Source organism: Halobacillus sp. ABD4_316 (assembly GCF_056161385.1).
Genome location: NZ_JBSWZA010000001.1, coordinates 1,106,221 through 1,130,924 on the forward strand (window position 1 = coordinate 1,106,221; position 24,704 = coordinate 1,130,924).

Below are 24,704 nucleotides of genomic sequence, written 5' to 3' on the forward strand. Positions count from 1 at the left end.
GCTTCCTTCTCGGTGGGACATGCCTGCATATAAAAAAGCTGTCGAGAGTATTCTCGACAGCTTCCAGGCGCCGTTTGATGACGCCGGTTCGTATTTAGGAGCGCATTCCAAAGAACCGTTTCACTTTAGCCAGCACGCCTTTATCCTCTTCCAGACTCAACAGGGGTACGGTTTCACCCAGAATCCGGCGGGCAATATTTCGATAGGCTAACGACGCTTTAGAGTTCGGCTTCATCGCAACAGGCTCTCCACTGTTGGATGCCTTGATGACGGCTTCATCATCAATGACGATACCGAGAAGATCAATGGACAACACGTTGGCGATTTCATCCACATCCATCATATCCCCATTTTTCATCATATGGTTCCGAATCCGGTTGATGACCAGTTTCGGCGCTTCCAAATCTTCCTGCTCAAGCAGTCCGATAATCCGATCAGCGTCACGAACACTTGATTTTTCCGGCGTTGTAACGACGATGGCTTTATCTGCTCCGGCTACGGCATTTTTATAGCCTTGTTCAATACCAGCGGGGCAGTCAATCACCACATAATCATAGTCCTGCTTCAGTTCCTCTACGATGGCTTTAATGCCTTCCGGCGTGACCTCCGATTTATCAGAGGTCTGTGCTGCCGGCAGCACGTGAAGGCATTCGAAGCGTTTATCTGTAATCAGTGCCTGTTTCGTTTTACAGCGCCCTTTTACGACATCCACAATGTCATAGATAATCCGGTTCTCGAGCCCCATCACAACATCTAAATTCCTGAGACCGATATCAGTATCAACTAAGCAGACTTTTTTGTCCTGCAAGGCCAAAGCGGTCCCCAGATTGGCAGTTGTAGTCGTTTTTCCGACGCCTCCCTTTCCAGAGGTAATGACAATCGCTTCACCCATTGATCATTCTCCTTTCAAAACTTACGAGATTCGGTCTCTTCTTTACAACTTCCTGTAACCGATCAATACGAATCTTCTGAAAGTCCTTATCAATAAACCCGCATTCCATATACACGCCCTCAGACTCATAGTCCGGAGATCGGCTGAGCTGATCGGCAATTCTCAGCTGACTGGGCTGCATATAAGCAGCCGCAATCACAGCAGCCGTATCCCCTTCACAACCGGCGTGGGCAATCCCTTTCAGGCGCCCCATGACGAAGATGTTTCCCGTGGCATTCACCTGGCCGCCCGGATTGACATCTCCGACAAGAAGCAGATCACCCTTCACGTCCACGACCTGTCCTGAACGGACGGTTCTGGCTACGGGGGTAATTTCAGTGTTTTCTTTCCAATCCAACGCTTCCTTTTTTGTCAAAACGTCCGATTCGATTTTATCTACAACGAGCTTCTGTTTTTCACGGACAACGGCAGACAGTTCTTCTTTCTGCTCTTCTGTCAAGTAGCGGTTTCCGACTTGAATAATGACCCGGATCATCGGCTCATCTTCCGTGACTCCATTCATGGACAGCTTATCCTGCAGATCCCGGAGGAGCCGATCGAATGAACACTGGTCATCCAATTTCAAGATCAATCCATCTCTCGTTCCTTTAATCATGATTCTCTGACCATTCGCCGACATTGGCAATCACCTCAAGACCTTAGACATTCACTACACTAAACGTTACTGATTTCTTCCGACCAATCATATGCCCTCTCCTTCACGAGCGGATAAAGCAGGGTGAAAAAGATCATATTCGCCGCCAGTGTAGGCAGCAGACGAAGCAGACCATAGTCCACCCAGCTGATTGACGTAATCTGAACGAACGAATACACGATATAAAGAAGGACATCCGCCAGTATGAGGCCGATGACTGCAAGTAAAAAAGCGGCCGGGAAATTGGCATGAACCAATTTTTTCAACCCGTGAACCACATAAATAATCAGGGTGTAGGTGATCATGTACACCCCGAGCACCCCTGTGTATACGACATCAATCAACAAGCCGAAGAGAAGACCGTACCAGACCGCGTGGTACGTATGATCCTTATCGTAAAAAATCGCGATGATAAACAAAAAGATCAATATCCAGTGAGGGGTGATCAGGAGATCCGAATAGACAAGCTTCGCAGGAAGCAGGCTCATTGCCATCCCCTGCATCACAAGAAGGAAAAGGCAGAAAAGCGGGATGACATACCGGCTCATGATTCATCCCCCTCCGCTTCACTGCTTGTATCGATCGTTTCCACTGAACGATCCACCACCATCACGTGGTTGATGTCGAATAAATCAGCAAACGGTTCCACGTACGCGGTTTTTGTCAGACCATACTGATCATTCACCACTTCCTCGACCGTACCAATTCTCAGGTTACTTGGAAAGACACCTCCAAGCCCTGAGGATATAACCGTGTCCCCGGCTTCCAGCTCCTCATCAAGCTTGATGCCTTCAAGGAGAAGACGACCCGATTCATCATCATAACCTTCGATCAACCCGAAGGCTTCTTCCTTATCTTCCCGGACCACCCAGGAGGAAATCTTATTGGAGCGGTCAAATCCGCTCAGCAGCAGTACAGTGGAATGGAAGGCTCCCGCCGATTTAACTTTTCCGACGAGACCGTCACTCGTCATGACCGCCATGTCCTTTTCCACACCATCTTCCCCGCCTTTGTTGATGGTCATCTGCTCAAACCATCGATCCGAGCTTCGGGCGATGACTGTCGCCTGAATCGAGGAATAATCGCTGAGCCCCTCAGACTTCCCGAGGGTATCCTGAAGTTCGTCCACTTCTTTGGTAAGACGCTGATTCTCCTGAATTACACCTTTATATTCAGACAGGCGTGTTTTCAGCACCTGGTTCTGCTCGTATACGTTGAACATGTCCTGTACGTTCTCAACCGTCGTATCTACGAAGCTGACCGGCTTATGAAAAATCGTCTGCATCCATCCGACCGAATCCTGAAGGAATTTTTCAGGTGTGCTGAGAGAATCCCGATCACGGATGGAAAATCCAATTAACGTGACAAGTACTATGAAACCAAGCAATACAATCATCAGTCTTTTTCTGCGGAATAAAGAAGGCATAACCTATTCGTTTACTCCATGTTCGCCCGGCTGGCCACATTGGGCTGTGAGCGGAAGTGATGGATGTATTCCAGGGATTTCCCTGTTCCGATGGCTACGCAGTCAAGCGGTTCGTCCGCTATAAAGACCGGCATATTGGTTTCGTCGCTGATGACTGTATCGATGTTTTTAAGCAGAGCGCCGCCTCCTGTCAGGACAATGCCGCGTTCCATAATGTCCGCAGCAAGTTCAGGCGGGGTTTTCTCCAATGTGTTTTTCACCGTTTCTATAATCGAATCGACCGTATCTTTCATGGCTTCATAAATTTCATCGTTCTTAATCGTAATCGTTTTTGGAAGACCGCTCAAAAGGTCGCGGCCGCGGATATCCATTTCCTCGATATCCTTGACTTCACCGGCGCCGCCAAGCTCCATTTTTACGTCTTCGGCTGTACGCTCACCGATCATCAAGTTATATTTTTTACGCACATGCTGGATGATGTTGTCATCCATTTCGTCCCCGGCTACACGGATGGACTGGCTCGTCACAATCCCGCCTAGGGAAATGATGGCTACTTCCGTCGTTCCGCCGCCGATGTCGACAACCATGCTTCCTGTCGGCTCCCAAACCGGCAGGCCTGCCCCGATAGCCGCAGCAAACGGCTCCGCAATCGGATAGGCTTCCTTGGCACCGGCCTGTTTCGTTGCATCTACAACAGCTCTTTCCTCCACCATGGTAATCCCGGACGGTACACAGACCATAACGTTCGGTTTGCTTGCGAACGAAGAACGGTTTTTCAACGCCTTTTTAATGTAATACTTCATCATCTGCGCCGTCGTATCATAATCAGCAATGACCCCGTCCTTCATCGGGCGGATCACGTTTATGTATCCGGGTGTCCTTCCAATCATATTCCGCGCATCATTTCCTACAGCTTCAATCTCTCCAGTTTGAGAGTTTTTGGCTACGACAGAAGGCTCCCTGACGATAACCCCTTTATTTTTCAAAAATACAAGTGTATTCGCTGTACCCAGGTCAATCCCGAGGTCTTGAGAGAATCCAAAAATCCCCAATACTATCTTCCTTTCTAAGAGCCCGCTTTCCTCAGGCGGGGGTGAGACATCCCCAAAATTGTCTGATTAGAAGAAGCGCCGATTTATAAGAAGATCCTATAAATGGCGCTCATCTTTTTCATCTATTCAATTATACGAAAAAACTACAAAAATAGATAGTGGTACAACAATCCCTATTAAACTTTTTCCAGAAACATACGAAAGCCTTTGGTAAGACCACGAAAAGAAAGCGCGACCATTCATAGATAGCCTTTTTCTTTCAGGCTGATGAATGTACGGTCACCAATAACAATGTGGTCAAGCAGTTCGATGCCGATCATTTTCCCGCATTCTTTCAGTCGCTGGGTGACCTGGATATCTTCCTGGGACGGTGTAGGGTCTCCGGAGGGATGGTTGTGGGCACAGATAATCGAGGCTGCGGAACGTTTCACCGCTTCTTTGTATACTTCTCTAGGGTGGACGATGGATGCATTTAGACTCCCAATGAAGATGGTCTGCCTGTGAAGCACCTGGTTCTTTGTATTTAAGAACAAGCAGATGAAATGCTCCTGCTTTAAATCACGCATTTCCTCCATTATAAAATCCGCTCCGTCTTCAGGACTCCGGATCATATAGCGTTCCGCCGGCTTCATTTTGTGCATCCGTTTCCCAAGTTCAACCGCCGCCAGAAGCTGCACTGCTTTGGCGGCTCCAATGCCCTTGATGGCCGTAAGCTCCTCAATGGCCGCATCCTTTAGCAGGGTCATCCCTTCAAAATGAACGAGGAGACGATTGGAAAGCTCCATCACGGACTCTTGTTTCGTTCCGCTCCCCAGAAGGATGGCGAGGAGCTCCTGGTTGGACAAGTGGGACGGTCCCAGTTCAATCAACCTCTCACGCGGGCGGTCCTGCTTTGGAACATCTTTAATCATTACGTTTGGCGTTGTCAAAAATTCACACCCTTTCTCAATCCTCCCCAGGGAATAAGCTGTTAATGGATGAAGATGCCAAACGCTCTCAACTCCCGGATGACACGGGCGATGGGGAGGCCGACAACGTTGTAATAATCCCCTTTGATTTCCTCGACGAACAGGCCGCCCTTTCCCTGAATCCCATACCCGCCCGCTTTATCCCAGGGCTCTTCCGTGTTCAGGTAGTGATCAATCTCCTCGTCCGTCAACGTATAAAAACTTACATCCGTCCCCGTTGTAAAGGTCCGTTTCTCCTTCAGGGTCCGCAGGCATACAGCTGTGTACACTTGATGCGTCCGTCCACTCATCCTTTCCAGCATACGACGGGCTTCACTGGTATCAGCAGGCTTACTTAAAAGGTCTCCGTCTATGGATACGACGGTATCTGAAGTCAGCAGCACCTCTTCCTCATTCAATTGGACAGCCGCGCTTTTTTGTTCCGCAAGAAAAGCGGCTGCTTCCTCGGCAGACATGACATGCTCCAGCGTTTCATCAGTATAGGAGGGGCGGATAAGCGGGGAAGCCCCCGCCATTTCCAGCAAGGCTTTCCGACGGGGGGATTGAGAGCCGAGCACAAGCGTCTTCATCACAACAAACATCCTTTCTATCCATGGGGTTACATGTATCATACTAAAAATAACCGGAAATGCAGATGACCGAAACATCCGCCTTTTCGAATTCCCGGATATGAAAAAAGGAAGGGCTGCGTGAGCAAACTTCCTTTTTCCACTCTTCTTTTACAATGAACCGCTTATTCCAGGGATTTTGCGACTTTCAGCCAGTTCAGGTTGTTCTCATCCTGTGACTCCCAGTTTATAAGGGCCTGGCCAAGGGCGGATTCTTCGCCGGCCGCTTTGGCGATTTCCTTCCGTTGGGACTCATCGATTGAACCGAGGGTGTGGGTTTTCATTCCTTCCTGCAGCGCCGGAGGAAGCTCTTTTTCAATGGTCACGACCCACGGTTTCACATAGGTTTCGATACTTTTAGACTTCATCTCTTCTGCCATGTAAGCAGCCTCCTGCTTGGAAGAAGCACTTCCGACAAACAGAAAATACTGCCCATCCCGCTTCCAAATGACTGACGAGATGGACTGGGCGTTCAAACGGCTCTGCCACTCGCCGGCTTTTCCCTCTGTAGAAAAAGCACCGGCCTGGACAATGTATGTATCCAGCGTGGCTGCCGCACTGGCCGGCAGTTGGTTTTCAGACCCGCCTTCTGCCCCCTGTACCTCTCCGGCCGGTGCTTCAGGAGAATGAAGAGTTTCTGTCCCTGCCGTGGTGACATCCGTCAAGGAAACAAACATCCGCAGCAGCACGAAACCAATCCCCAGACTGAGCAGGAGGGCAATCACTGCCGTAGCAAGGACCGGCCGGTAGGATCCAGGGATCCGCCACTTCTTTTTCACAGGAAGTGGATAAACAGGAGTGGCCCGCTTATCTTTTTTCTTATCTTGATCCACAGCCGCCGCCTGTTCATTTTGAGTACGGACCACTTCGTTTTTTGAACCGTTCTCAGGCCGGAATGAAATTGAAATTTTCTTTTTTGAATCCATGGTTATCACTCCTGCAACGTTTGTCCCAACCCTATCACAGAAGAAATAAAAACCATGCTTAATTTTGTCGGGGCCGCTTCGACAATTTCAGCTCATTCATAAGCTCCTCTTCTCTCCTTTACCCCTGCAGTTCGTTGTTATTGAAAGCTTTGCACGTAAAATGCCAGTACAGCGTCACCATAATAAAAACTGATGACGGCCCCGGCCATGATAAACGGGCCGAAAGGGAAAGGCTGACCGCGGCTGATCACCTTGGCAGCCAGCAGAAATGTACTGATCAAAGTTCCTGCTGTCACAGCCAGGAAGAACGTCAAGAGGGTCAACGAGCCCCCGAAAAACAAACCGAGCACGGCCAGCAGTTTCATATCACCTCCCCCCATCCCTCCGCGGCTCAGAACAATGATTATAAGTACAATTGTAAAGCCGGTACAGGCGCCAAGCAGCGAGGCATACCACGGACTCAGAGGAAAAAACAACCGCAGAACGACAAACGCAAAGGCAAAAAACATTAGAAGCCGGTTGGGAATGATCATACACTTCACGTCGCTGACGGTCACGATGACCGCCAATGAAAGCAGGAGGAGAGCCTCCAATACGTCTACCGACCACCCGAATTGACCATAGGCAGACAGAAACAGGACGCCCGTGATCAGCTCTACGGCCGGGTAAACCAGAGAAATGCGTGTTTGACAATGGCGGCACTTCCCTTTGGCGAGCGTGTAGGAAGCGAGAGGAATTAAGTCTCTGGCATGCAGCGTCGTCGAACAAACCGGGCAGGCAGATCTTGATAGGATAAACGGAGTGTTTTGAGGCAGCCGCACCCCAACCACATGAAAGAAAGAGCCTAAGATGGTTCCAGCGAGGAAAAAGTAGAAAGAGAAAAGGATATACATGCGCGGATCTCCTTTTATAAGAAATGAAAAGCTGTTAAAAAAGGAGAGAAGGGAGTTTGATCAGGCGGTGGGTTCAAAAGCAGAGGATCATAAAAATTATAGCCCACATCCCCCGGTTTGTCTCAAGAAAATAAAAAGCCAGTCCAATAAATTTTTATTGGACTGGCTGCATCAAATCTTTATATCCCGCAACTTTGTTTCTCCCTCTCTGTTTCGCTCCGACGTACATCGCCCTGTCCGCCTGACGAATCAAGTCGAGGGGTTCCTCACACGGGTCAGGATAGGAGGCCGCACCGATACTTGCGGTGACTTGTACGGAAACAGGCCCCTCTTGTTTCAAAATATGTTCAACTACGGTAAACGGAGCCTCCGTTATGACCTCTTGGATGTGAAGGGCGAAAGCAAGAGCCGCTTTTTCGTCGAATCCAGGCAGAAGAAAAACAAACTCTTCTCCTCCGTAACGCGCCAGTGTCATGCCCTCCCCGGCTGCTTCCTTTAGACGACCGGCGAGTTCAATCAAAATTTCATTTCCGCTTTCGTGCCCATACGTGTCGTTCACCTTTTTGAAGTGATCAATATCCAGGAGGATCAGCGAAACCGGTTCCCGTCCATCTTCCTCATGCTTTAGGAACGACTGCTTCATAAAATCATCGAAGTAGCGGTAATTGTAAACGCCTGTCAGCGCACAGCGCTCACTTTCCGCTTTCGTTTTCTCATAGTGACGTGCATTCTCAATGGCTACACCGAGATAGTTGGCCAAAATGGACAATATGAGAAGCTGAAACTGCAAAAACGCCCGTTTTTGGTTTGAATATACCGTAATCACACCAACCGTCTCGTTATTCCGGACGACCGGAACGGATAAGACACTTTCCGAAGCGTCGGGTATATAAGGACTTTCCAGCGTTCTCCATTCAGTCCGCTTTTTGTAGTAGGCCCCTTTTCCAGCCTGGAGCGTATGCCCACTCACACTCTCCCCTTTTTGCAAGGTAACCGGAGGAAATTCCAACGTGCCCGACCGGTCGAAAAAACGGATCAGTTTCAAACGGCCCCTTTCCTTCACATCAAACACATACAAATGATCCAGCGGAAGAAGGTCCGACATGTGATCGACAAATATGTTCAGCACCTCTGTCACGCTTAGCTCGCCTGTCAATTCATGGCCGATCCGGCTCGCCCGTTTCAAATACTCATTCACCTGACTGCTGTTATGATACATCATCAGCATGCCTGATATGAACACAAAAGGAATACCAACAAAGAAAATCCCACTGATTCCAAATGGGAGGAAAACAACGAAGAGGACAAAACCGATCGGCAGCACCAGCCCCGCTGTCATTACATCCCATAACAACCCTTGATCCAGCCATTTGAACGGCCGTTTATACAGCCATTTGGAGATGGCCGATAGAAAAAGCTGGTTCAACACAATCTGGGAGACGGCATAGGAAACGATAGGAAAAAGGTCATGAAATTCATCCACAGCCTCAGGACCATGTCCGCCGCCGAGCCCTTCATAAAGGAGTGCGGAAAAAACAGAGATCATCAGAAACATAAGCTGGTTGATGGGAATTCTGTACATCGTATGCCTGCTCAGCCTCACTTTGATGAGCAGCGCCCCTAAAGCAATTTGAGAAATGACGATTTCTGCAAACAGCCCGTAATGGAGAAATACGGCGAAAGCTACTCCCTGTGTAAAAAACACCGGGTGGTCTCCGATCCGCAATGGAAACAAAGCCACAATGACCGTAAGCAGCGCAAATATCACCAGGTTGATCCGGCTTCCGGAGACCGCCGGCGTTTCCAAGTTGTAGATCAGTACAAGGCCCAGGGGCCAGATGACCGCCCAGACCAGCCAGACACCAATAATTTTTTCTTTGGACATCGTATCACCTCTGCCTGTAAACGCCGTTCATTATAGTATATTTTACCATATAATATAGAAAAATTTTCTATAAATTCCCACTTTTACAAGCATTACTTAAGAAATGCCCGTACGATAGAGATGAAATAAAGCGAACCGGAGATGACAATAACGTCCTCCTCCCCCGCTTCTGCCATTGCTTCCCGGACTGCCTGCTTATAATCCGCAAAAGCTTCGGTATGGGCCACAGGAGAAAATTCCTGCAAAGCCTCTGAAGATAATGCTCTTGGAAAATCAAAGGTGGTGACATAAAGGTGATCTGTCACTTCCTTCAGCTTCCCTAACATTTTCTCCACCGGTTTATCTTCCAAAGCTGCATAAACCAACAGAATGCGACGGTCTGAATAGTGGCGCATCACTGTTTCCACAAGAGCATCGGTGCCTTCTTCATTATGCGCCCCGTCCACGATCGTCAACGGACAGCAACGGAGCGTTTCAAATCTTGCCGGCCAGAACGTTTTCTCAATGGCTATTCCATACTGTTCCGCTTCCAAAGGCACGCCCCGCTCTCTTAACACCTCCGCTGCCTGGATCGCAAGCGAAGCATTGGTCACCTGATGGGGCCCGAGCAGCGAGCTTTTCCAAACAGGAGAGGTGAAAGGTGGACTCATAAAACGGAAAGTTTCCCTGCCATCACCACTTGCCAGATGATCTGCGTGAAAGTCCTCCCCGTATCTGTACATACGGGCTCCGCACTCTTCCGCTTTTGCGGCAATGACATCAACCGCATCCTGCTGGGAAGCACCAGTGACGAGCGGGACTCCCTGCTTGATGATCCCGGCTTTTTCGCCGGCAATCTCACGGATCGTAGAGCCGAGGATGTTCATATGATCATGACCGACGTTCGTAATAACACTCAAGACAGGATGAATGATATTCGTAGAGTCATACGTCCCGCCAAGCCCTGTTTCCATCAGGACAAAGTCCAGGTCCATCCGTGAAAAATGCAGAAGAGCTGCAGCCGTAATCACTTCAAATTCCGTCGGTTCTCCGAGCGGGGTCTGCTTCAGCTGCTCCGACAATGGACGAATCTGCTCGACAACCTCTGCGAGCTCACGGTCCGCAATCGGACGGCCATCCACACTGATCCGCTCATTGAACGTTTCAATATACGGAGAGGTAAAAGTCCCCACCGCTAAACCCTGTCCCTGCAGAATATGCCTTAAGAAAGAAACTGTCGATCCCTTGCCGTTCGTGCCTGCTATATGAACGGCGGATATCTTCTGTTCTGGATGATCCAGACGCTTCATCATCCATTCCATCCGTTTCAAGCCCGGTTTGATTTTGAATTTTTCCCTGGCGTGTATCCATTGCACCGCTTCTTCGTAATTCATAAGTCTTCCCTCTCTTTAAAAAGAGGAGAGTATTCCGTAGAATACCCTCCTTCTCCTCTTAGGCTTTCAGTTCTTTAATACGCGCTTCGACTTTCGTACGTTTATCAAGATAGTCGGTTTCTTTCTTCCGCTCTTCCTCAACCACGTGCTCAGGGGCTTTACTTACGAAACCTTCATTGGAAAGTTTCTTCTGCACGCGGGTCACTTCCTGATCCCATTTCTTCCACTCGTTTTCAAGACGCTTGATCTCATCCTCGATATTGATGAGGCCTGCGAGCGGCAGGTAAAGTTCCGCACCCGTAACGACGGCAGACATCGCTTTTTCCGGAGCCTGCAGATCGGTGGCAATCGTCAGTTCACTCGGGTTGCAGAATCTCTCTAAATAAGAGCGGTTCTTCTCGAGCTCCTGAACAACATCCTCATCCTTCGCCTGGATCAGAAGCTGAATCTGCTTGGACATCGGTGTGTCTACTTCGGCACGGATGTTACGAACGGAACGGATGATGGAAACGAGACGATCCATTTCAGCAACCGCCTGTTCATTATGGAAATCTTCTTTTACGACAGGCCAGGATGCCTGGGTAATGGATTCCCCTTCATGAGGAAGGTGCTGCCAGATTTCCTCTGTAATGAACGGCATGAATGGATGAAGCATTCTCATTGTCTGATCCAGCGTATAAGCCAGAATCGAACGGGTGGTATGAATACGCTGCTCATCTTCCCCGTACAATGGAAGTTTCGCCATTTCAATATACCAGTCACAGAAATCATCCCAGATGAAGTTATACAAGTGACGTCCGGCTTCCCCGAATTCGTATTTATCAATGTTGGTCGTTACCTGCTCGATCGTCTGGTTGAGTCGTGTGAGAATCCATTGATCCGCAACGGATTTTTCTCCGGATAGATCGATATCCTCAAATTTCAACCCGCCCATGTTCATCAGAGCAAAACGGGAGGCATTCCAGATTTTGTTTGCGAAGTTCCATGTAGACTCCACCTTTTCCCAGTGGAATCGCAGGTCCTGACCTGGAGATGATCCGGTGGACAAGAAGTAACGAAGCGAATCCGCCCCGTATTTCTCTATGACATCCATTGGATCGACGCCGTTTCCTAAGGATTTACTCATTTTACGGCCGTCAGCATCGCGGACAAGACCGTGAATAAGAACATCTTTGAACGGACGCTCGCCGGTGAATTCAAGAGACTGGAAGATCATCCGGCTTACCCAGAACCCGATGATGTCATAGCCGGTTACGAGAACGTTGGTCGGGAAGTAGCGCTTATAGTCACTGCTTCCTTCATCCGGCCAGCCCATCGTTGAAAACGGCCAGAGGGCGGAAGAGAACCACGTATCCAGGACATCATCATCCTGCTTCCAGTTTTCAGGGTCTTTCGGCGCTTCTTTGCCTACGTGAATTTCGCCGGTCTCTTTATGGTACCAGGCCGGAATACGATGGCCCCACCACAATTGTCTGGAAATACACCAGTCACGGGTGTTCTCCATCCAATGCAGATATGGTTTTTCAAAACGGTCCGGAACAAACTGAACGGCTTCGTCTCCGTTTTGAAGGTCGACGGAGGCATCCGCCAGCGGCTTCATATCAACAAACCATTGTGTGGAAAGATAGGGCTCGACTACAGCCCCGCTTCTTTCGGAGTGACCGACGGAATGCATATGATCTTCTATTTCAAACAGGACGCCCTGCTCCTGAAGATCTTTTACAATCTGCTTGCGGCATTCAAAACGGTCCATCCCTTTGTACGCCCCGGCATTTTCATTCATCGTACCGTCTTCATTCATGACGAGCACACGCTCAAGATCGTGGCGGTTCCCGATTTCAAAGTCATTCGGATCGTGAGCCGGCGTAATCTTCACAGCACCTGAACCAAATTCCATGTCGACGTAGTCATCAGCGACAATTTCAATTTCTCTTCCCACAATAGGAAGAACCGCTTTTTTACCAATCAGATGCTTGTAGCGCTCATCTTCCGGGTGAACCGCAATGGCGGTATCCCCAAGCATCGTCTCCGGACGGGTCGTAGCAATTTCGATGGATCCTTCTTCATCCTTCAGCGGGTAGCGCATATGATAAAACGCTCCCTGGACATCCTTATACTCGACTTCGATGTCCGATAAAGCCGTCTGTGTAGCCGGATCCCAGTTGATGATGTATTCCCCTCGGTAAATCAAGCCTTTTTCATATAAAGTAACGAATACTTCCTTAACAGCGTCGGAAAGACCTTCATCAAGCGTGAACCGTTCGCGGGAATAATCTAGGCCGAGGCCGAGCTTTTCCCACTGCGCGCGGATGAATTTCGCATATTCATGCTTCCATTCCCATGCTTTATCAAGGAATTTCTCACGGCCGAGGTCGTGTCGTGAAACCCCCTGTTCACGAAGTTTGGCATCCACCTTCGCCTGTGTAGCGATTCCGGCATGGTCCATCCCGGGCAGCCACAGGACATCATAGCCCTGCATCCGCTTCACACGGGATAAAATATCCTGCAGGGTCGTATCCCATGCGTGGCCGAGGTGAAGCTTTCCTGTAACGTTCGGCGGGGGAATAACAATGGTATACGGTTCTTTGTCCGTATCTCCTTCGGCTTCAAAAAATTTCCCATCCACCCAGTAGTGGTACCGGTCCTTTTCGACAGCGGCCGGATCATATTTGGTTGGCATTGAAAGATCCTGTTCACTCATTTCTGATCTTCCTCCTTTAATTGTTATCAGTCATTACACTCTGCAAGGGGTTTACCAGCCGGGAAAATAAAAAAACCCTTTCATCCAGTAAAAGGACGAAAGGGTTTGATTTCCGTGGTACCACCTTATTTCACAGGAGAGACTCCTGCACACTCACAATCATAACGGCTTCGAACCGGCTTCTCCTACTCATGTTCAAAGAAGCTGCATCAAGGGCGACTTTCATAATCAGGGTTCATGGAAAACTTCCACCATTCGTTTTCCTCTCTGGAAGAAATGATTACGTACTACTCCCTATCTAAGCATTTCACGTATAAAGACTATATTACATATTGTATATAGAACATACGTCTTTAGTCAACTGTCTGACAAAAAATATGCAGAAGCCCGCAGACAGGGCCTGCGGGCTTCTATATTTAAGAAACGAGGTGTACAGATGAGCCGAATGTACCGCTACCGGCTGCCACCATGGTGTAAAACGTGGTTGATTGTCATTGAAACCTCTCTGCTTCCGATTGTGATTTTCCAGGCTTTACGTACCATTTTCTGGCCGACGACCTTCGATATTTTCCTTCTCGGACTCGTCATCGGTCTGTGGCTGGCTTTTAAATACAAATGGATTTAATCAGGAATATACACAATCTGTCCAGGGGCTACATCCTCATCACAGCTGTTCACACGCTCCAGCTGTCTGACTGGAACATCATACTTCTCAGCGATGGAAGTCAAAGTCTCCTCCCCCTGGGCAATATACATTTTCATCCGGGTATACGTATCCTCACGGTTAGGGAACAAGTGCTTGAAAATTTGTTTGATGCCATCCATCCCACCAGGGGGCGCCTCCGATTCACTGGACTCTGAGGACTCCTCCACACTGACCTCTCCCCAGTCTGACGTACTGTCGGGAGAAGCCTGGATGTCATGGACAGCTTCCTGCTCTGTTCCAAAAAATTCAGGAAAGCTCTGTGATTTCTTGTAAAACCAACGTCCGTCATCGTTCTGTTCCTGTTCCTCTTGTTCCTGTCCGTTCATCCGGAATACAGGGGCTTCTTTTTCGGGAACCGCCCGCTCGGCTTCCGGCGTTTCCTCCTTGAAGTTGACAGGTCCCGCCTGGACAGGCTCATCGAACGCATCGTCATTGGCCGCTTCATTCCGGGCTTCCTCGACTCCGTTAATCGTGATTTGTGCGTGAAGGCGGAGCTGACGGTCAGCCGGCAGTTCATAATCAAACGTCTCAATGTCAATCAGCACATCATCCAAATTGGAAACACGCTCCAATGGGACCCGAATCTCTACTGGAAAAGCGTGGGAAAAGACATAGACACCATCATCCTGCGCTTCGACACTATCCATCACCCTTGCTCCCGAAGCTCCCGCAGGCTCCGCTTCGGATTGAGGGCCCGTTGGAATATATTCACCGCCGAGATCAACGGTCCCCTTCAGGCAGACTTCATCTCCGCGGTCTTCAATCGTAATATCTGGCTCTAAAGAAATACCAATCAGCTCTCTTACACCCTGTCCTTCCTGAAACCATATCGATTCATCCAGATAAAAGGAAAATACATTTTGTTTATTCGGCAATCCAGAGTCCCTCCCTAAGGTATTCCTGTTCTCTACTAACACCTTATGCGGAAGATATCGTTATATACATGAATGGGAGGAATCGCCGTAAAACATCCTGCTATCCACCGGTATTCTCCCCCAAAAAAACAGGCAGCCGATGATAACGGCTGCCTGTTTTCTAAAAGGGGCGTTCAGTTAAGTGTTGAAAATACTTTGTTGACTGCCTCAATCGTTTGTTCAATGTCTGCTTCCGTGTGCTTAACGGAAAGGAACATTCCTTCAAATTGGGAAGGTGGAAGATAGACACCTTCCTGAATCATGCCCTGATAGTATCTCTTGAACATATCCAGGTCTGATTGATTAGCCGTTTCAAAGTTATAGACAGGTTCGTTGGTAAAGAAGAAACCGACCATGGAACCTGCGCGGTTGACGGTAAGCGGAATGTCATAGGTTTCGGCCGCCTTTTTATAACCCTCAATCAGCTGATCCACACGTTCACTGATGGAAGCATAGGCTTCCTCTGTCATCGCAGATATCGTCTGATACCCGGCCGTCATGGCTAGCGGGTTCCCTGATAACGTCCCTGCCTGGTAGATATCACCAACCGGCGCGACACGTTCCATGATTTCGCGCTTCCCACCATAGGCACCGACAGGAAGTCCGCCGCCGATCACCTTACCGAGACAGGTCATATCCGGAGTGACACCGAAATGGCCCTGAGCACTGTGGTAGCCGACACGGAAGCCCGTCATAACTTCATCAAAGATCAGAACCGTCCCATTGTCTTCGGTCAGCTGGCGAAGCTCCTGGAGGAAGCTTTCCTTCGGAGGGACCACACCCATGTTTCCGGATACCGGCTCAATAATGACCGCCGCCAGGTCATCCCCGTACTCTTCAAAGACATATTGGACACTTTTCAGATCGTTGTATGGGACCGTAATCGTGTTTTGGGCTATGGAAGCTGGGACACCCGGTGAATCTGGAAGGCCGAGTGTCGCCACTCCGGATCCAGCCTTAATCAGCAGAGAGTCTCCATGACCATGATAGTTCCCTTCAAATTTAAGGATTTTATCCCGGCCGGTATAACCGCGTGCCACTCTCAGGGCACTCATCGTAGCTTCTGTCCCGGAGTTGACCATACGCAGCATTTCAATAGAAGGGACGCGCTCGCGGACGAGATCAGCCAGTTGGTTTTCAATCTCTGTCGGCGCTCCGAAGCTTGTCCCGTGGGCCGTCACTTTTGTTAAAGCGTCGGTCACCCTTTCATCGGCATGGCCGAGGATCAACGGGCCGTAACTAAGAACATAGTCGATATACTCGTTGCCGTCGACATCAAACAGCCTGGAGCCTTCTCCTTTTTCCATGAAAATCGGATCCATGCCTACGGATTTGAATGCACGAACCGGAGAGTTGACTCCCCCGGGCATCAATTCTACAGCTTCCTGATACGCTTGTTTGGAACGATCAAAGTTTTTCATCGTCAGCACCTTCCTTCTTATGATTGGTCTTCCTTCAGCCAGTCTGCCGCATCTTTAGCGAAGTACGTAATGATCAAATCCGCACCGGCCCGCTTCATAGCGGTCAGCTTTTCAAGGACGATTTCTTTTTCATTGACCCAGCCGTTCTGGGCAGCAGCCTTGATCATGGAATATTCGCCGCTGACGTTATAGGCGACGACAGGCAGGTTGTAACGGTCTTTCACTTCCCGCATGATATCAAGATAAGCCAGTGCCGGTTTGACGATAAGGAAGTCAGCGCCTTCCTCGACGTCAGACTCTGCTTCTCTAAGAGCTTCCAGTCGGTTAGATGGATCCATTTGATAAGCACGGCGGTCTCCAAACTGAGGAGAGCTGTGAGCAGCATCGCGGAATGGACCGTAAAAGGCGGACGCAAACTTCACGGCATAGGACATCACTGGAATATGACTGAAGCCGGCTTCATCAAGTCCCCGGCGGATGGCTGCGACAAAGCCGTCCATCATATTGGACGGAGCAATAATATCCGCACCGGCCTGTGCCTGGGTGACAGCTGTCTGGGTAATGTAGGTTAAGGATTCATCGTTAGCGATGTCCCCGTCACGAACGATGCCGCAGTGACCGTGATCGGTATACTGGCACAGGCATGTATCAGCAATGACGGTCAGGGAAGGTACCTCTTCTTTAATCTGGCGGATCGCACGCTGGACGATGCCTTCTTCATTATAAGCTTCACTCCCGACGTCATCCTTATGTCCAGGAACTCCGAAGACGATCACTGAACGGATGCCTCGCGTCACAAGCTCCTCCATTTCGGACGTCAAGTGGTCAAGAGACACTTGATGAACTCCCGGCATGGAAGCTACTGGATTTTTAATATCCCGGCCTTCGACGACAAAAATCGGATAGATCAAATCATCTGTGCGCAGATGTGTTTCTCTTACGAGCGCCCTCATGGATTCCGTGCGGCGCAGTCGACGGTGCCGTTTAAATTGCAGATCTTTCATTCCTATCGATTCCTTTCGTTCTTAAAATAGAAAACCATCTGTTCCACCATGTGTTCTATGGTATACTGCGGCGGAGTGAACACGCAGGTAAACCCTTCCGCCTCCGCTTTCCGGGCCGTCGTCGGTCCGATACAGAAGCAGGGCAGGGACAACCCGTTTTCCCGGCTGCCCTTCGTCACCGCTTTAAAAGCCTGTATGGTGGACGGGCTTGTAAACGTCAAGGCATCCAGGTCCCCGTTCTCCAGCCAGCTGGTAATATTTTTTTGATTACTCGTCAATAACAGCGTATCATAAACGGTCAGCGATTTGAAAAACACGCCACGTTTACGAAAAGCTTCCGGAAGAACGTCCCGGGAACGGTTTCCCCGTATGTATAAAAGCTTTCCCGGATCCGGGTACATTTGAAAAAATTCCTCTTCCATTTTAGCCGCTTGAAAGGATGCAGGCAAAAAATCCGCTTTTCTTCCATACCTCTGCAGCGCACGTTCTGTTTTTGTGCCGATGACAGCTATACGGACCTGATCAGGAAGAACCCGGCCATGCCTATCCAGCCATTTGAAAAAAAACTTCACGGCATTGGAACTGGTTAAAAAAATCCAGGAAAATTCGTGAAGTTCTTCTACTATGTGTTCGTTTTTCTGTTGATCGTTCAATTGAAAAGCGAGAAGCGGGGTATGTTTTGGAACACCGCCCGCTTCCTCAATCCGCTCTTTCAACGGCGCCGCCTGGGATCTGCCTCTAGTAATGAGGATGTTCTTCCCCTGCAGTGGCGCGTCCATTACTGACCATACTCCTCTTTGGCACGATCAACGATCTCCTGTGCCCCCTGGTCTCTTAAAAGATCAGCCGCATGACGCCCGACTTCAATCGGATCCTGTCCAGTGACCGTCTCATGAAGAATCGTTTCGCCGTCCGGCGTTCCCACTAAAGCGGTAAGAACGATATCATCGCCTTTCCGGTAAGCGTACCCGCCGATCGGAACCTGGCATCCGCCATTCAGGTCGTGAAGGAATTTCCGTTCGGCCGCCACTGTCGTCTGCGTATATTCATGATTCAGTTTCATAAGAAAATCACGCAGTTCTTTATCCTCTTCACGGCACTGGATAGCGAGCGCTCCTTGACCGACAGCAGGTACACAAACCTCCGGCTCCAAATACTCTGTAACAAGGTTGTCATCCCAGCCCATCCGCTTCAAACCGGCAGCGGCCAGAACGATCGCGTCGTAATCTTCCTCTTTCAACTTTCTAAGGCGCGTGTCAATATTCCCGCGGATCCATTTAATTTCAAGATCCGGACGGACCGCTTTGATCTGAGACCCGCGGCGCAGGCTGCTGGTCCCAACGATGGCACCTTCCGGAAGATCCTTCAAGGCAACGTGACCGTTGGAAACGAACGCATCGCGGTGATCTTCACGGATGGGTACGGAAGCGACCGTCAACCCTTCAGCCACCACAGCCGGCATATCCTTCATACTATGGACAGCCATATCAATGGTACCGTCATACATCGCCTGTTCGATCTCTTTGATGAACAAGCCTTTGCCTCCTACTTTAGATAACGTCACATCAAGGATCTGGTCCCCTTTTGTCGTGATCCGCTTAATTTCGAAATCGTAGGATGGATCAATCTGTTTCAGCTGATCGATCACCCATTCCGTCTGAGTGATGGCCAGATTACTCTTTCTAGAGCCGATAATGATTTTCCTCATGCTTGTTCCTCCTCTTTAAAAGTGAAAATTGGATAGGGAGCTGAATAAAAAGAAATTGATAAGTAGAAATAAAAAGGCGGCGGCGTTAAATATGGAAATGGTCCGTCCCTGATACCCTTTAACCACCCGCAGAATGAGATAAATCATATAACCGATCAACACGAGGAAAGAGCCGAGCGTCTTAAAATCATACCAGTAGAACACATCTGTTGAAACATAACCCCAGACAACCCCGAGAATGATGGCAATGAGGAGGAGGGGCACGCCTAAAATGACCGCAATATAAGAAAAATGATCCAGCTTTGTTAAATCACCGAGCCGGAACAATTTGGCATTCCATTTTTTCTTTTTTAACAGCCGGTACTGCAGTAAATACATGATGGAGAAAATAAAGGAAAGCGTGAAAAAGCCATAGGAGATAATCGCCAGGCTGATGTGGATGACGAGAAGCTCATTGACCAGCGCCACCCCTTCCTTCTCCATTACATTCTGAGCCCTTGTGAAAATATGAATAATCATAATCAAAAAACCGACGACATTCGTAAAGAATACGAGAAAATCCATTTTGAACAGCCGGTTGATTAATAGAGAAAACGTGACGAGAATCCACGTATAAAAATATAAGCCGTCATAAACCGTCATGATTGGAAAGTTGTCGTTCATGAAAAACTGGGACAACAGAAAGACGCTTTGCAGAACCCAGACCATACTAAGCAACCAGAAGGCCGCACGGTTGGCCTTCCGGTTTGTCTGGACAAAATCAATAAAATACCCGATCAGGCTGAGTCCATAAAGGAAAAGGATCAGCTCGTACACCCATTTCAACTCAAACATGGAGCCGCCCCCCTCAGGAATGAATCATAGGGCTGATGATGGAAACAGAATGATCGGCCTCTATATGACGCTCATTCGCTGAGCTGTTCTTTTTTTCCTGCTCCTGGACCTCTTTTTCCACCTGCTCTTCAATACCGAAGATCTGGGTGAACAGCTTCAGGGTTTCTTCAGAATCCGGCTGGGCCGCCAGTTCCTTGGCCTGTGAGATCGGTTCTTTTAACATTTGGTTGACGATACTCTTCGTATGCTTGTTCAACACTTTCCGTTCACGGTCGGATAAGTCAGGCATTTTCCGTTCAATGCTTTTCATCGTTTCCGACTGGATATCAAGGGCTTTGGAACGAAGCGCAGAAATCACTGGAACTACACCGATCGTCTGGAGCCACTGCTTGAACTCCACGATTTCCGCTTCCATCATAATCTCGATTTCCTCCGCAGCCTGTCTGCGCATTTCCAGATTGGCATCTACGATTCCCTGAAGGTCATCAATATCATAGAGAAAGACACTTTCCAATGATTCCATCGCTGGATCCAGGTCTCTAGGCACAGCAATATCGACGAAGAAAAGCGGCTTGCCCTTCCGTTTCTTATGAACGGGCTCCATCATTTCCTTCGTAATCACATATTCGGACGCACCTGTAGAACTGATGACGATGTCCGCATCCGCGAGTACCGCTTCCAGTTCATCCATCGTCCGGGCATACCCGTTAAATTGACCGGCAACAGTCCGCGCTTTTTCCAGCGTGCGGTTGATCACAGTCACTTTACGAACACCGGATCCGTGAAGGTTTTTGGCGGCCAGTTCGCCCATTTTTCCAGCACCCAGAATCACAATGTGCTTATGAACGAGGTCACCGAAGATTTTCCGCGCCAGCTCAACAGCTGCATAACTGACCGAGACAGCGTTTTCACCGATTTCCGTGTCACTATGTGCTTTCTTCGCCATGGTGACGGCCTGTCGGAACAGCTGGTTGAAAATAGTTCCCGTCGTGCCTGCATTCTGCGCACGCAGAAACGCCTGCTTCATCTGTCCAAGGATCTGCGTCTCTCCAAGAACCATGGAATCAAGGCCGGAAGTGACGCGCAGCAGATGCTCGACAGCTCCATCTGTTTCATATATCGCAAGGTAAGAGGTGAACGCCTCTTTATCCACTTGAAACCAGTCAGCTAAAAACTGTTTAATATAATACCGTCCTGTATGGATCTGGTCCACGACGGCGAAAATTTCCGTACGGTTGCATGTAGAAATAATCACATTCTCCAGGACACTTTTACGCCCGTTCAACTGGGCCATAGCTTCCTCAAGCTTCTCTTCAGAAAATGTGAGCCTCTCTCGAATTTCCACAGGGGCTGTTTTGTAATTAAGACCGACGGCTATAATGTGCATTTCGTATACCCCCATTACACGTGCAGATTTTCTCCTGTAGTGTAGATTATAACATAAATAACGGAAGATTTTTTGTCCCAATTATGAACAGATCTTGAATCTGTTATGATAGGATGAAATAGAGTTATTCAATCAAATACTTATAATTATTAGATTAGAACGAATCTAATTTATAATTCGTTTGTAATATACCAAATCTACAGGAGAATATCAAGGAACAAACATTATCATTACATAATGACTGGATGTGAGCACATTGAATAAGAACCATACCCTGCTTGGGTTTCTCTTCATTGGACTGGGTGCGTATTTTTTTCTTCGTCATCTCAATATTCCCCACTTGCAGCCGTTTTACTCGTGGCCGTTCCTGCTCGTGCTGGTCGGCGCAGCCTTTTTGTTTCACAGCTATGTGAGTAAAGATACTTCCAGTCTGTTTACAGGAACGATCGTTACTGGTTTCGGGATTCATTTTCTAGCTGTTGATCAGCTGGTTTTCTGGCGCGATCACTGGGGCGTGTACCTCTGTATTGTCGGCGCCGCTTTTCTGCTTCAGTATAGAAAAACAAAAAAAGGACTCATTCCAGCCCTTGTCCTGATCGGGACAGGAGCTTTTGTCCTTTTTTCACCCACCATGCCTGCCTGGATGCAGTGGATCAACCAATTCTTCCTATTAGTCGAAAGGTTCTGGCCTCTGGCCTTGATTGCCTTCGGTCTGTACCTTCTTAAAAAGAAAACGTAAGAGAAGCAGAAAAACAAGGCTGTCGATGACATTCATCGACAGCCTTGTTTTTCTTTTACAGGATAGAACTTAAGAAGGCTTGTGTCCGCTCTTCTTTCGGATTTTCGAAAATCTCCTGTGGGGTCCCGCTCTCGACGATCTTTCCATCGTGCATATACACGACTCTGTCGGCCACTTCACGGGCAAATCCCATTTCGTGCGTAACGACGACCATCGTCATCCCTTCCTGAGCAAGGGTCTTCATCGTTTGAAGCACTTCTCCGACAAGCTCCGGATCAAGCGCTGAAGTAGGCTCATCAAACAGCATGATTTCAGGCTTCATCGCCAGGGCGCGGGCGATGGCTACACGCTGCTTCTGTCCACCGGACAAGCGGGACGGGAATACATCCGCCTTATCGCCGAGCCCGACTTTTTCAAGCAGCTGCTTCCCTTCCTCTTCCGCCTGCGCCTTGGAGAGCTTTTTTACCTGCAGCGGAGCTTCCATTACATTCCCGAGCACCGTTTTATGCGGAAACAGATTAAAGTGCTGGAATACCATTCCGACCCGCTGGCGCACTTCGTTCAGGTTATCCTTCTTCGGATTGATTTCTTTCCCCTGAATGTACAGCTCTCCGCCATTTTTCATTTCCAGGAAATTCAGGCAGCGAAGCATCGTACTTTTCCCGGAACCACTGGCCCCGATCAAGACGACGACTTCACTTTCCTTTACTTGAAAGTCAATATCCTTCAAGACGTGCAGGTCTCCAAAATATTTATTTAATTGATTCGCTTCAATCATATAATCAGACAATCGATTTCCTCCTCCATTAATCGCTGGCCGCCAGTTTCTTCTCAACAGCCCCGACAACAAGGGTCAGCAGGAAGACCAGAATCAAATACCATACCGCACTGACAAGCAGCCAGGTCATGTAATCAAAGGTATTCGCCCCCTGAGTGGTGGCGACAGCGAAAATCTCCGATACCCCGATAAATGCAGCCAGGGATGAATCTTTCAACCCAATAATAAACTGATTTCCCAGCGGTGGCAATGCACGCCTGAACGCCTGAGGCAGAATGATCCGGCGCATCGTAAGCGCCTGACTCATTCCGAGGGAGCGCCCTGCTTCCGTCTGTCCTTTTCCTATCGACTGAATTGAACCTCTGAATATTTCAGCAATGTAGGCTCCATTATGGAAGGCAAGACCGAGCGCTACCGACCAGAACCCACTGATCATCCAGATTTCGGTCAGCCCGTAGTAGAAAACAAAAATCTGGACGATCAACGGTGTTCCTCTGACTACATAAATGTAGATATTCGCTATCCATTCCAACACTTTGATATCGGAAATCTTCATAAAGGCAAACATAAGACCGATGAAAATCGCAATAAAAATGGAGACAGCCGTTAAGGCGAGCGTCAGCTGAGCCGCTTCAAAGAACATCCCCCGGCTGCTGATCAATGAATCCCAGAAATGAACAACATTCAAATACATCTGCACCAACTCCTCTGTCATATGAAAAAGAGTACGCGGCTGCGCACTCTTCACCTTCGTTCCTGTCTAACATCACGGTTTATTCAGGAGGCGTTGTGATGTCATCCCCAAAATATTCCTCACTGATTTCAGAAAGGGTACCATTTTCTCGAAGTGTTTCCAGTGCTGCATTGATCTCATCTAGTAATTCTGTGTTTTCCTTCGATACAGCGACGGCCTGCTCGCTGCGTTCAATCATTTCCTTCGCCTCGATATCCAGCCCTTCACCGGAAGCTTCCTTTCCGGTCAAAAAATCGGTAATGACAGCATCGTGACGACCCTTGGACAAAGATTGCAGGGCTACGACATCACTGTCATAGGTCTTGATATTCTCCGTCACTTCTTCTGCATACTGACTGTATGTGGATCCTTTAGAAAGAGCGATTTCTTTGCCTTCCAGATCCTCAAGGGTTTCAATGTCACTGTCTGCACGGGTGAAAATCTGTGCACCTGAGTAATAATAAGGTGTCGAGAAGTCCACCTCCTGTTTACGCTCGTCTGTAATCGTATGGCTGGCGACCGCTGCGTCAAAACGACCGGTTTTCACCCCTTCTACAATACTTGCGAACTTCTGTTTCTGAGGACTTGGTTCAAGTCCCAGTTCCTCTGCAATGGCATTGGCCACGTCAATATCGAAGCCTTCCATCTCTCCATCGGCCCCTGTCATGCTGAAAGGACGGAACTCTCCGGAAGCCGCAAAGGTAAATGTCCCTTCCTCCACCAGCTCGTAATCCGTATTATTTTCTGATGTATCCTCTGAACCACTGTCTCCTTCATCTCCGGAAGCACCATCGTCACTGCTTCCACAAGCAGCAAGGAAAAGCACCAGCACCAGAGTCATGAATAACAGCAGCATCCCATTCATTTTCTTCATCAGCCCTGTATCATCCCTTCTCTGTTTGTCATCTTTCTGTAATATTAAAAGTATATCGATTTATCAAATATTTCCCAAAATTAGTGAGATTCTAAAAATGGGTAAATAGAAGGGTACAGCGGATATAATGCATAAATACTAGATATACCTTATAAATACTCGATATTCCTCCTCTTTAATAGAAAAAT

General features: G+C 48.6%; 24 protein-coding genes and 1 other annotated feature. Of the genes, 2 read left to right on the forward strand and 22 right to left on the reverse strand.

The window, feature by feature from the left end; all coding sequences use genetic code 11:
• Positions 1-94: 94 nt before the first annotated feature.
• The 12 genes from minD to ACXAJH_RS06060 form a co-directional block, all read right to left on the reverse strand.
• The gene (gene minD, locus ACXAJH_RS06005; RefSeq protein WP_474969103.1) at positions 95-892 is read right to left on the reverse strand and encodes a septum site-determining protein MinD; all 798 of its coding nucleotides are present in this window, start codon (positions 890-892) and stop codon (positions 95-97) included.
• Positions 885-1,571 (reverse strand): septum site-determining protein MinC, encoded by a 687-nt coding sequence (gene minC, locus ACXAJH_RS06010; RefSeq protein ID WP_474969104.1) that lies wholly within the window; start codon positions 1,569-1,571, stop codon positions 885-887. The genes minD and minC overlap by 8 nt, the downstream gene beginning before the upstream one ends.
• Positions 1,572-1,606: 35 nt before the next feature.
• The gene (gene mreD, locus ACXAJH_RS06015; RefSeq protein WP_474969105.1) at positions 1,607-2,134 is read right to left on the reverse strand and encodes a rod shape-determining protein MreD; all 528 of its coding nucleotides are present in this window, start codon (positions 2,132-2,134) and stop codon (positions 1,607-1,609) included.
• Entirely contained in the window at positions 2,131-3,012 is an 882-nt protein-coding gene (gene mreC / locus ACXAJH_RS06020; RefSeq protein ID WP_474969106.1) for a rod shape-determining protein MreC, read from the reverse strand. The genes mreD and mreC overlap by 4 nt, the downstream gene beginning before the upstream one ends.
• An 11-nt stretch (positions 3,013-3,023) precedes the next feature.
• Positions 3,024-4,064 (reverse strand): rod shape-determining protein, encoded by a 1,041-nt coding sequence (locus ACXAJH_RS06025; RefSeq protein ID WP_474969107.1) that lies wholly within the window; start codon positions 4,062-4,064, stop codon positions 3,024-3,026.
• 239 nt (positions 4,065-4,303) lie between these two features.
• Positions 4,304-4,975 carry a RadC family protein gene (radC, locus tag ACXAJH_RS06030; RefSeq protein ID WP_474970422.1) on the reverse strand — a complete coding sequence of 224 codons (672 nt, stop codon included), beginning with the start codon at positions 4,973-4,975 and terminating at the stop codon, positions 4,304-4,306.
• A 59-nt stretch (positions 4,976-5,034) separates the two neighbouring features.
• On the reverse strand, positions 5,035-5,601 hold the full coding sequence (locus tag ACXAJH_RS06035) for a Maf family protein (protein WP_474993472.1): 567 nt from the start codon (positions 5,599-5,601) through the stop codon (positions 5,035-5,037).
• 164 nt (positions 5,602-5,765) lie between these two features.
• Positions 5,766-6,566 (reverse strand): SPOR domain-containing protein, encoded by an 801-nt coding sequence (locus tag ACXAJH_RS06040; protein WP_474969108.1) that lies wholly within the window; start codon positions 6,564-6,566, stop codon positions 5,766-5,768.
• A gap of 137 nt (positions 6,567-6,703) precedes the next feature.
• The gene (locus ACXAJH_RS06045; RefSeq protein ID WP_474993309.1) at positions 6,704-7,459 is read right to left on the reverse strand and encodes a prepilin peptidase; all 756 of its coding nucleotides are present in this window, start codon (positions 7,457-7,459) and stop codon (positions 6,704-6,706) included.
• Positions 7,460-7,613: 154 nt separating this feature from the next.
• A complete protein-coding gene (locus tag ACXAJH_RS06050) occupies positions 7,614-9,344 on the reverse strand; it encodes a sensor domain-containing diguanylate cyclase (protein ID WP_474993310.1) in 1,731 nt (576 codons plus the stop codon).
• A 92-nt stretch (positions 9,345-9,436) separates the two neighbouring features.
• Positions 9,437-10,717: a bifunctional folylpolyglutamate synthase/dihydrofolate synthase gene (locus tag ACXAJH_RS06055; protein WP_474969111.1), complete on the reverse strand. Its 1,281-nt coding sequence runs from the start codon at positions 10,715-10,717 to the stop codon at positions 9,437-9,439.
• 58 nt (positions 10,718-10,775) lie between these two features.
• A complete protein-coding gene (locus ACXAJH_RS06060; RefSeq protein ID WP_474993312.1) occupies positions 10,776-13,418 on the reverse strand; it encodes a valine--tRNA ligase in 2,643 nt (880 codons plus the stop codon).
• A gap of 88 nt (positions 13,419-13,506) precedes the next feature.
• Positions 13,507-13,728 (reverse strand) — a binding site (T-box leader).
• Between the two features lie 126 nt (positions 13,729-13,854).
• Here ACXAJH_RS06060 and ACXAJH_RS06065 point away from each other — a divergent pair.
• Complete coding sequence (locus ACXAJH_RS06065) at positions 13,855-14,043, forward strand: hypothetical protein (protein ID WP_027955250.1); 189 nt, start codon at positions 13,855-13,857, stop codon at positions 14,041-14,043.
• Here the strand turns inward: ACXAJH_RS06065 and ACXAJH_RS06070 are convergent.
• From ACXAJH_RS06070 to hemA, 7 genes are all read right to left on the reverse strand, one after another.
• Positions 14,040-14,999: a LysM peptidoglycan-binding domain-containing protein gene (locus ACXAJH_RS06070; protein WP_474969113.1), complete on the reverse strand. Its 960-nt coding sequence runs from the start codon at positions 14,997-14,999 to the stop codon at positions 14,040-14,042. The two genes, ACXAJH_RS06065 and ACXAJH_RS06070, sit on opposite strands and share 4 nt — an antisense overlap.
• Before the next feature lie 173 nt (positions 15,000-15,172).
• Positions 15,173-16,459 (reverse strand): glutamate-1-semialdehyde 2,1-aminomutase, encoded by a 1,287-nt coding sequence (gene hemL / locus ACXAJH_RS06075; RefSeq protein WP_474969114.1) that lies wholly within the window; start codon positions 16,457-16,459, stop codon positions 15,173-15,175.
• 17 nt (positions 16,460-16,476) lie between these two features.
• Positions 16,477-17,463, reverse strand: a complete 987-nt coding sequence (gene hemB, locus ACXAJH_RS06080) for a porphobilinogen synthase (RefSeq protein WP_474969115.1) — start codon at positions 17,461-17,463, stop codon at positions 16,477-16,479.
• Between the two features lie 2 nt (positions 17,464-17,465).
• Positions 17,466-18,242, reverse strand: a complete 777-nt coding sequence (locus ACXAJH_RS06085; RefSeq protein WP_474969116.1) for a uroporphyrinogen-III synthase — start codon at positions 18,240-18,242, stop codon at positions 17,466-17,468.
• A complete protein-coding gene (hemC, locus tag ACXAJH_RS06090) occupies positions 18,242-19,171 on the reverse strand; it encodes a hydroxymethylbilane synthase (protein ID WP_474969117.1) in 930 nt (309 codons plus the stop codon). Before hemC ends, ACXAJH_RS06085 begins: the two co-directional genes overlap by 1 nt.
• Positions 19,172-19,186: 15 nt before the next feature.
• Complete coding sequence (locus tag ACXAJH_RS06095) at positions 19,187-20,005, reverse strand: cytochrome c biogenesis protein (RefSeq protein ID WP_474969118.1); 819 nt, start codon at positions 20,003-20,005, stop codon at positions 19,187-19,189.
• A gap of 13 nt (positions 20,006-20,018) precedes the next feature.
• The gene (gene hemA, locus ACXAJH_RS06100) at positions 20,019-21,392 is read right to left on the reverse strand and encodes a glutamyl-tRNA reductase (RefSeq protein WP_474969119.1); all 1,374 of its coding nucleotides are present in this window, start codon (positions 21,390-21,392) and stop codon (positions 20,019-20,021) included.
• A 256-nt stretch (positions 21,393-21,648) separates the two neighbouring features.
• On the opposite strand from hemA, the gene ACXAJH_RS06105 reads away from it, so the two are divergent.
• The gene (locus tag ACXAJH_RS06105) at positions 21,649-22,131 is read left to right on the forward strand and encodes a LiaI-LiaF-like domain-containing protein (protein ID WP_474993314.1); all 483 of its coding nucleotides are present in this window, start codon (positions 21,649-21,651) and stop codon (positions 22,129-22,131) included.
• A 55-nt stretch (positions 22,132-22,186) separates the two neighbouring features.
• Here ACXAJH_RS06105 and ACXAJH_RS06110 read toward each other — a convergent pair whose 3' ends face one another.
• The 3 genes from ACXAJH_RS06110 to ACXAJH_RS06120 all read right to left on the reverse strand — a co-directional run bounded on the left by ACXAJH_RS06110 (position 22,187) and on the right by ACXAJH_RS06120 (position 24,516).
• On the reverse strand, positions 22,187-22,909 hold the full coding sequence (locus tag ACXAJH_RS06110; RefSeq protein ID WP_474970424.1) for an amino acid ABC transporter ATP-binding protein: 723 nt from the start codon (positions 22,907-22,909) through the stop codon (positions 22,187-22,189).
• 28 nt (positions 22,910-22,937) lie between these two features.
• Positions 22,938-23,603, reverse strand: coding sequence for an amino acid ABC transporter permease (locus tag ACXAJH_RS06115; RefSeq protein WP_051254688.1), 666 nt, complete (start codon positions 23,601-23,603; stop codon positions 22,938-22,940).
• 79 nt (positions 23,604-23,682) lie between these two features.
• A complete protein-coding gene (locus ACXAJH_RS06120; RefSeq protein ID WP_474971180.1) occupies positions 23,683-24,516 on the reverse strand; it encodes a transporter substrate-binding domain-containing protein in 834 nt (277 codons plus the stop codon).
• Between the last annotated feature and the right edge of the window lie 188 nt (positions 24,517-24,704).

What these genes read in the sequence shown, in the direction of transcription:
- ACXAJH_RS06045 (WP_474993309.1), bottom strand. Translation starts at nt 7,459, where the DNA reads ATGTATATCCTTTTCTCTTTCTACTTTTTCCTCGCTGGAACCATCTTA.
- mreD (WP_474969105.1), bottom strand. Translation starts at nt 2,134, where the DNA reads ATGAGCCGGTATGTCATCCCGCTTTTCTGCCTTTTCCTTCTTGTGATG.
- hemL (WP_474969114.1), bottom strand. Translation starts at nt 16,459, where the DNA reads ATGAAAAACTTTGATCGTTCCAAACAAGCGTATCAGGAAGCTGTAGAA.
- ACXAJH_RS06035 (WP_474993472.1), bottom strand. Translation starts at nt 5,601, where the DNA reads ATGAAGACGCTTGTGCTCGGCTCTCAATCCCCCCGTCGGAAAGCCTTG.
- ACXAJH_RS06115 (WP_051254688.1), bottom strand. Translation starts at nt 23,603, where the DNA reads ATGTATTTGAATGTTGTTCATTTCTGGGATTCATTGATCAGCAGCCGG.
- ACXAJH_RS06055 (WP_474969111.1), bottom strand. Translation starts at nt 10,717, where the DNA reads ATGAATTACGAAGAAGCGGTGCAATGGATACACGCCAGGGAAAAATTC.
- ACXAJH_RS06050 (WP_474993310.1), bottom strand. Translation starts at nt 9,344, where the DNA reads ATGTCCAAAGAAAAAATTATTGGTGTCTGGCTGGTCTGGGCGGTCATC.
- ACXAJH_RS06040 (WP_474969108.1), bottom strand. Translation starts at nt 6,566, where the DNA reads ATGGATTCAAAAAAGAAAATTTCAATTTCATTCCGGCCTGAGAACGGT.
- ACXAJH_RS06085 (WP_474969116.1), bottom strand. Translation starts at nt 18,242, where the DNA reads ATGGACGCGCCACTGCAGGGGAAGAACATCCTCATTACTAGAGGCAGA.
- ACXAJH_RS06060 (WP_474993312.1), bottom strand. Translation starts at nt 13,418, where the DNA reads ATGAGTGAACAGGATCTTTCAATGCCAACCAAATATGATCCGGCCGCT.
- ACXAJH_RS06110 (WP_474970424.1), bottom strand. Translation starts at nt 22,909, where the DNA reads ATGATTGAAGCGAATCAATTAAATAAATATTTTGGAGACCTGCACGTC.
- hemA (WP_474969119.1), bottom strand. Translation starts at nt 21,392, where the DNA reads ATGCACATTATAGCCGTCGGTCTTAATTACAAAACAGCCCCTGTGGAA.
- hemC (WP_474969117.1), bottom strand. Translation starts at nt 19,171, where the DNA reads ATGAGGAAAATCATTATCGGCTCTAGAAAGAGTAATCTGGCCATCACT.
- minD (WP_474969103.1), bottom strand. Translation starts at nt 892, where the DNA reads ATGGGTGAAGCGATTGTCATTACCTCTGGAAAGGGAGGCGTCGGAAAA.
- mreC (WP_474969106.1), bottom strand. Translation starts at nt 3,012, where the DNA reads ATGCCTTCTTTATTCCGCAGAAAAAGACTGATGATTGTATTGCTTGGT.
- ACXAJH_RS06120 (WP_474971180.1), bottom strand. Translation starts at nt 24,516, where the DNA reads ATGAAGAAAATGAATGGGATGCTGCTGTTATTCATGACTCTGGTGCTG.
- minC (WP_474969104.1), bottom strand. Translation starts at nt 1,571, where the DNA reads ATGTCGGCGAATGGTCAGAGAATCATGATTAAAGGAACGAGAGATGGA.
- ACXAJH_RS06065 (WP_027955250.1), top strand. Translation starts at nt 13,855, where the DNA reads ATGAGCCGAATGTACCGCTACCGGCTGCCACCATGGTGTAAAACGTGG.
- hemB (WP_474969115.1), bottom strand. Translation starts at nt 17,463, where the DNA reads ATGAAAGATCTGCAATTTAAACGGCACCGTCGACTGCGCCGCACGGAA.
- ACXAJH_RS06095 (WP_474969118.1), bottom strand. Translation starts at nt 20,005, where the DNA reads ATGTTTGAGTTGAAATGGGTGTACGAGCTGATCCTTTTCCTTTATGGA.
- radC (WP_474970422.1), bottom strand. Translation starts at nt 4,975, where the DNA reads ATGATTAAAGATGTTCCAAAGCAGGACCGCCCGCGTGAGAGGTTGATT.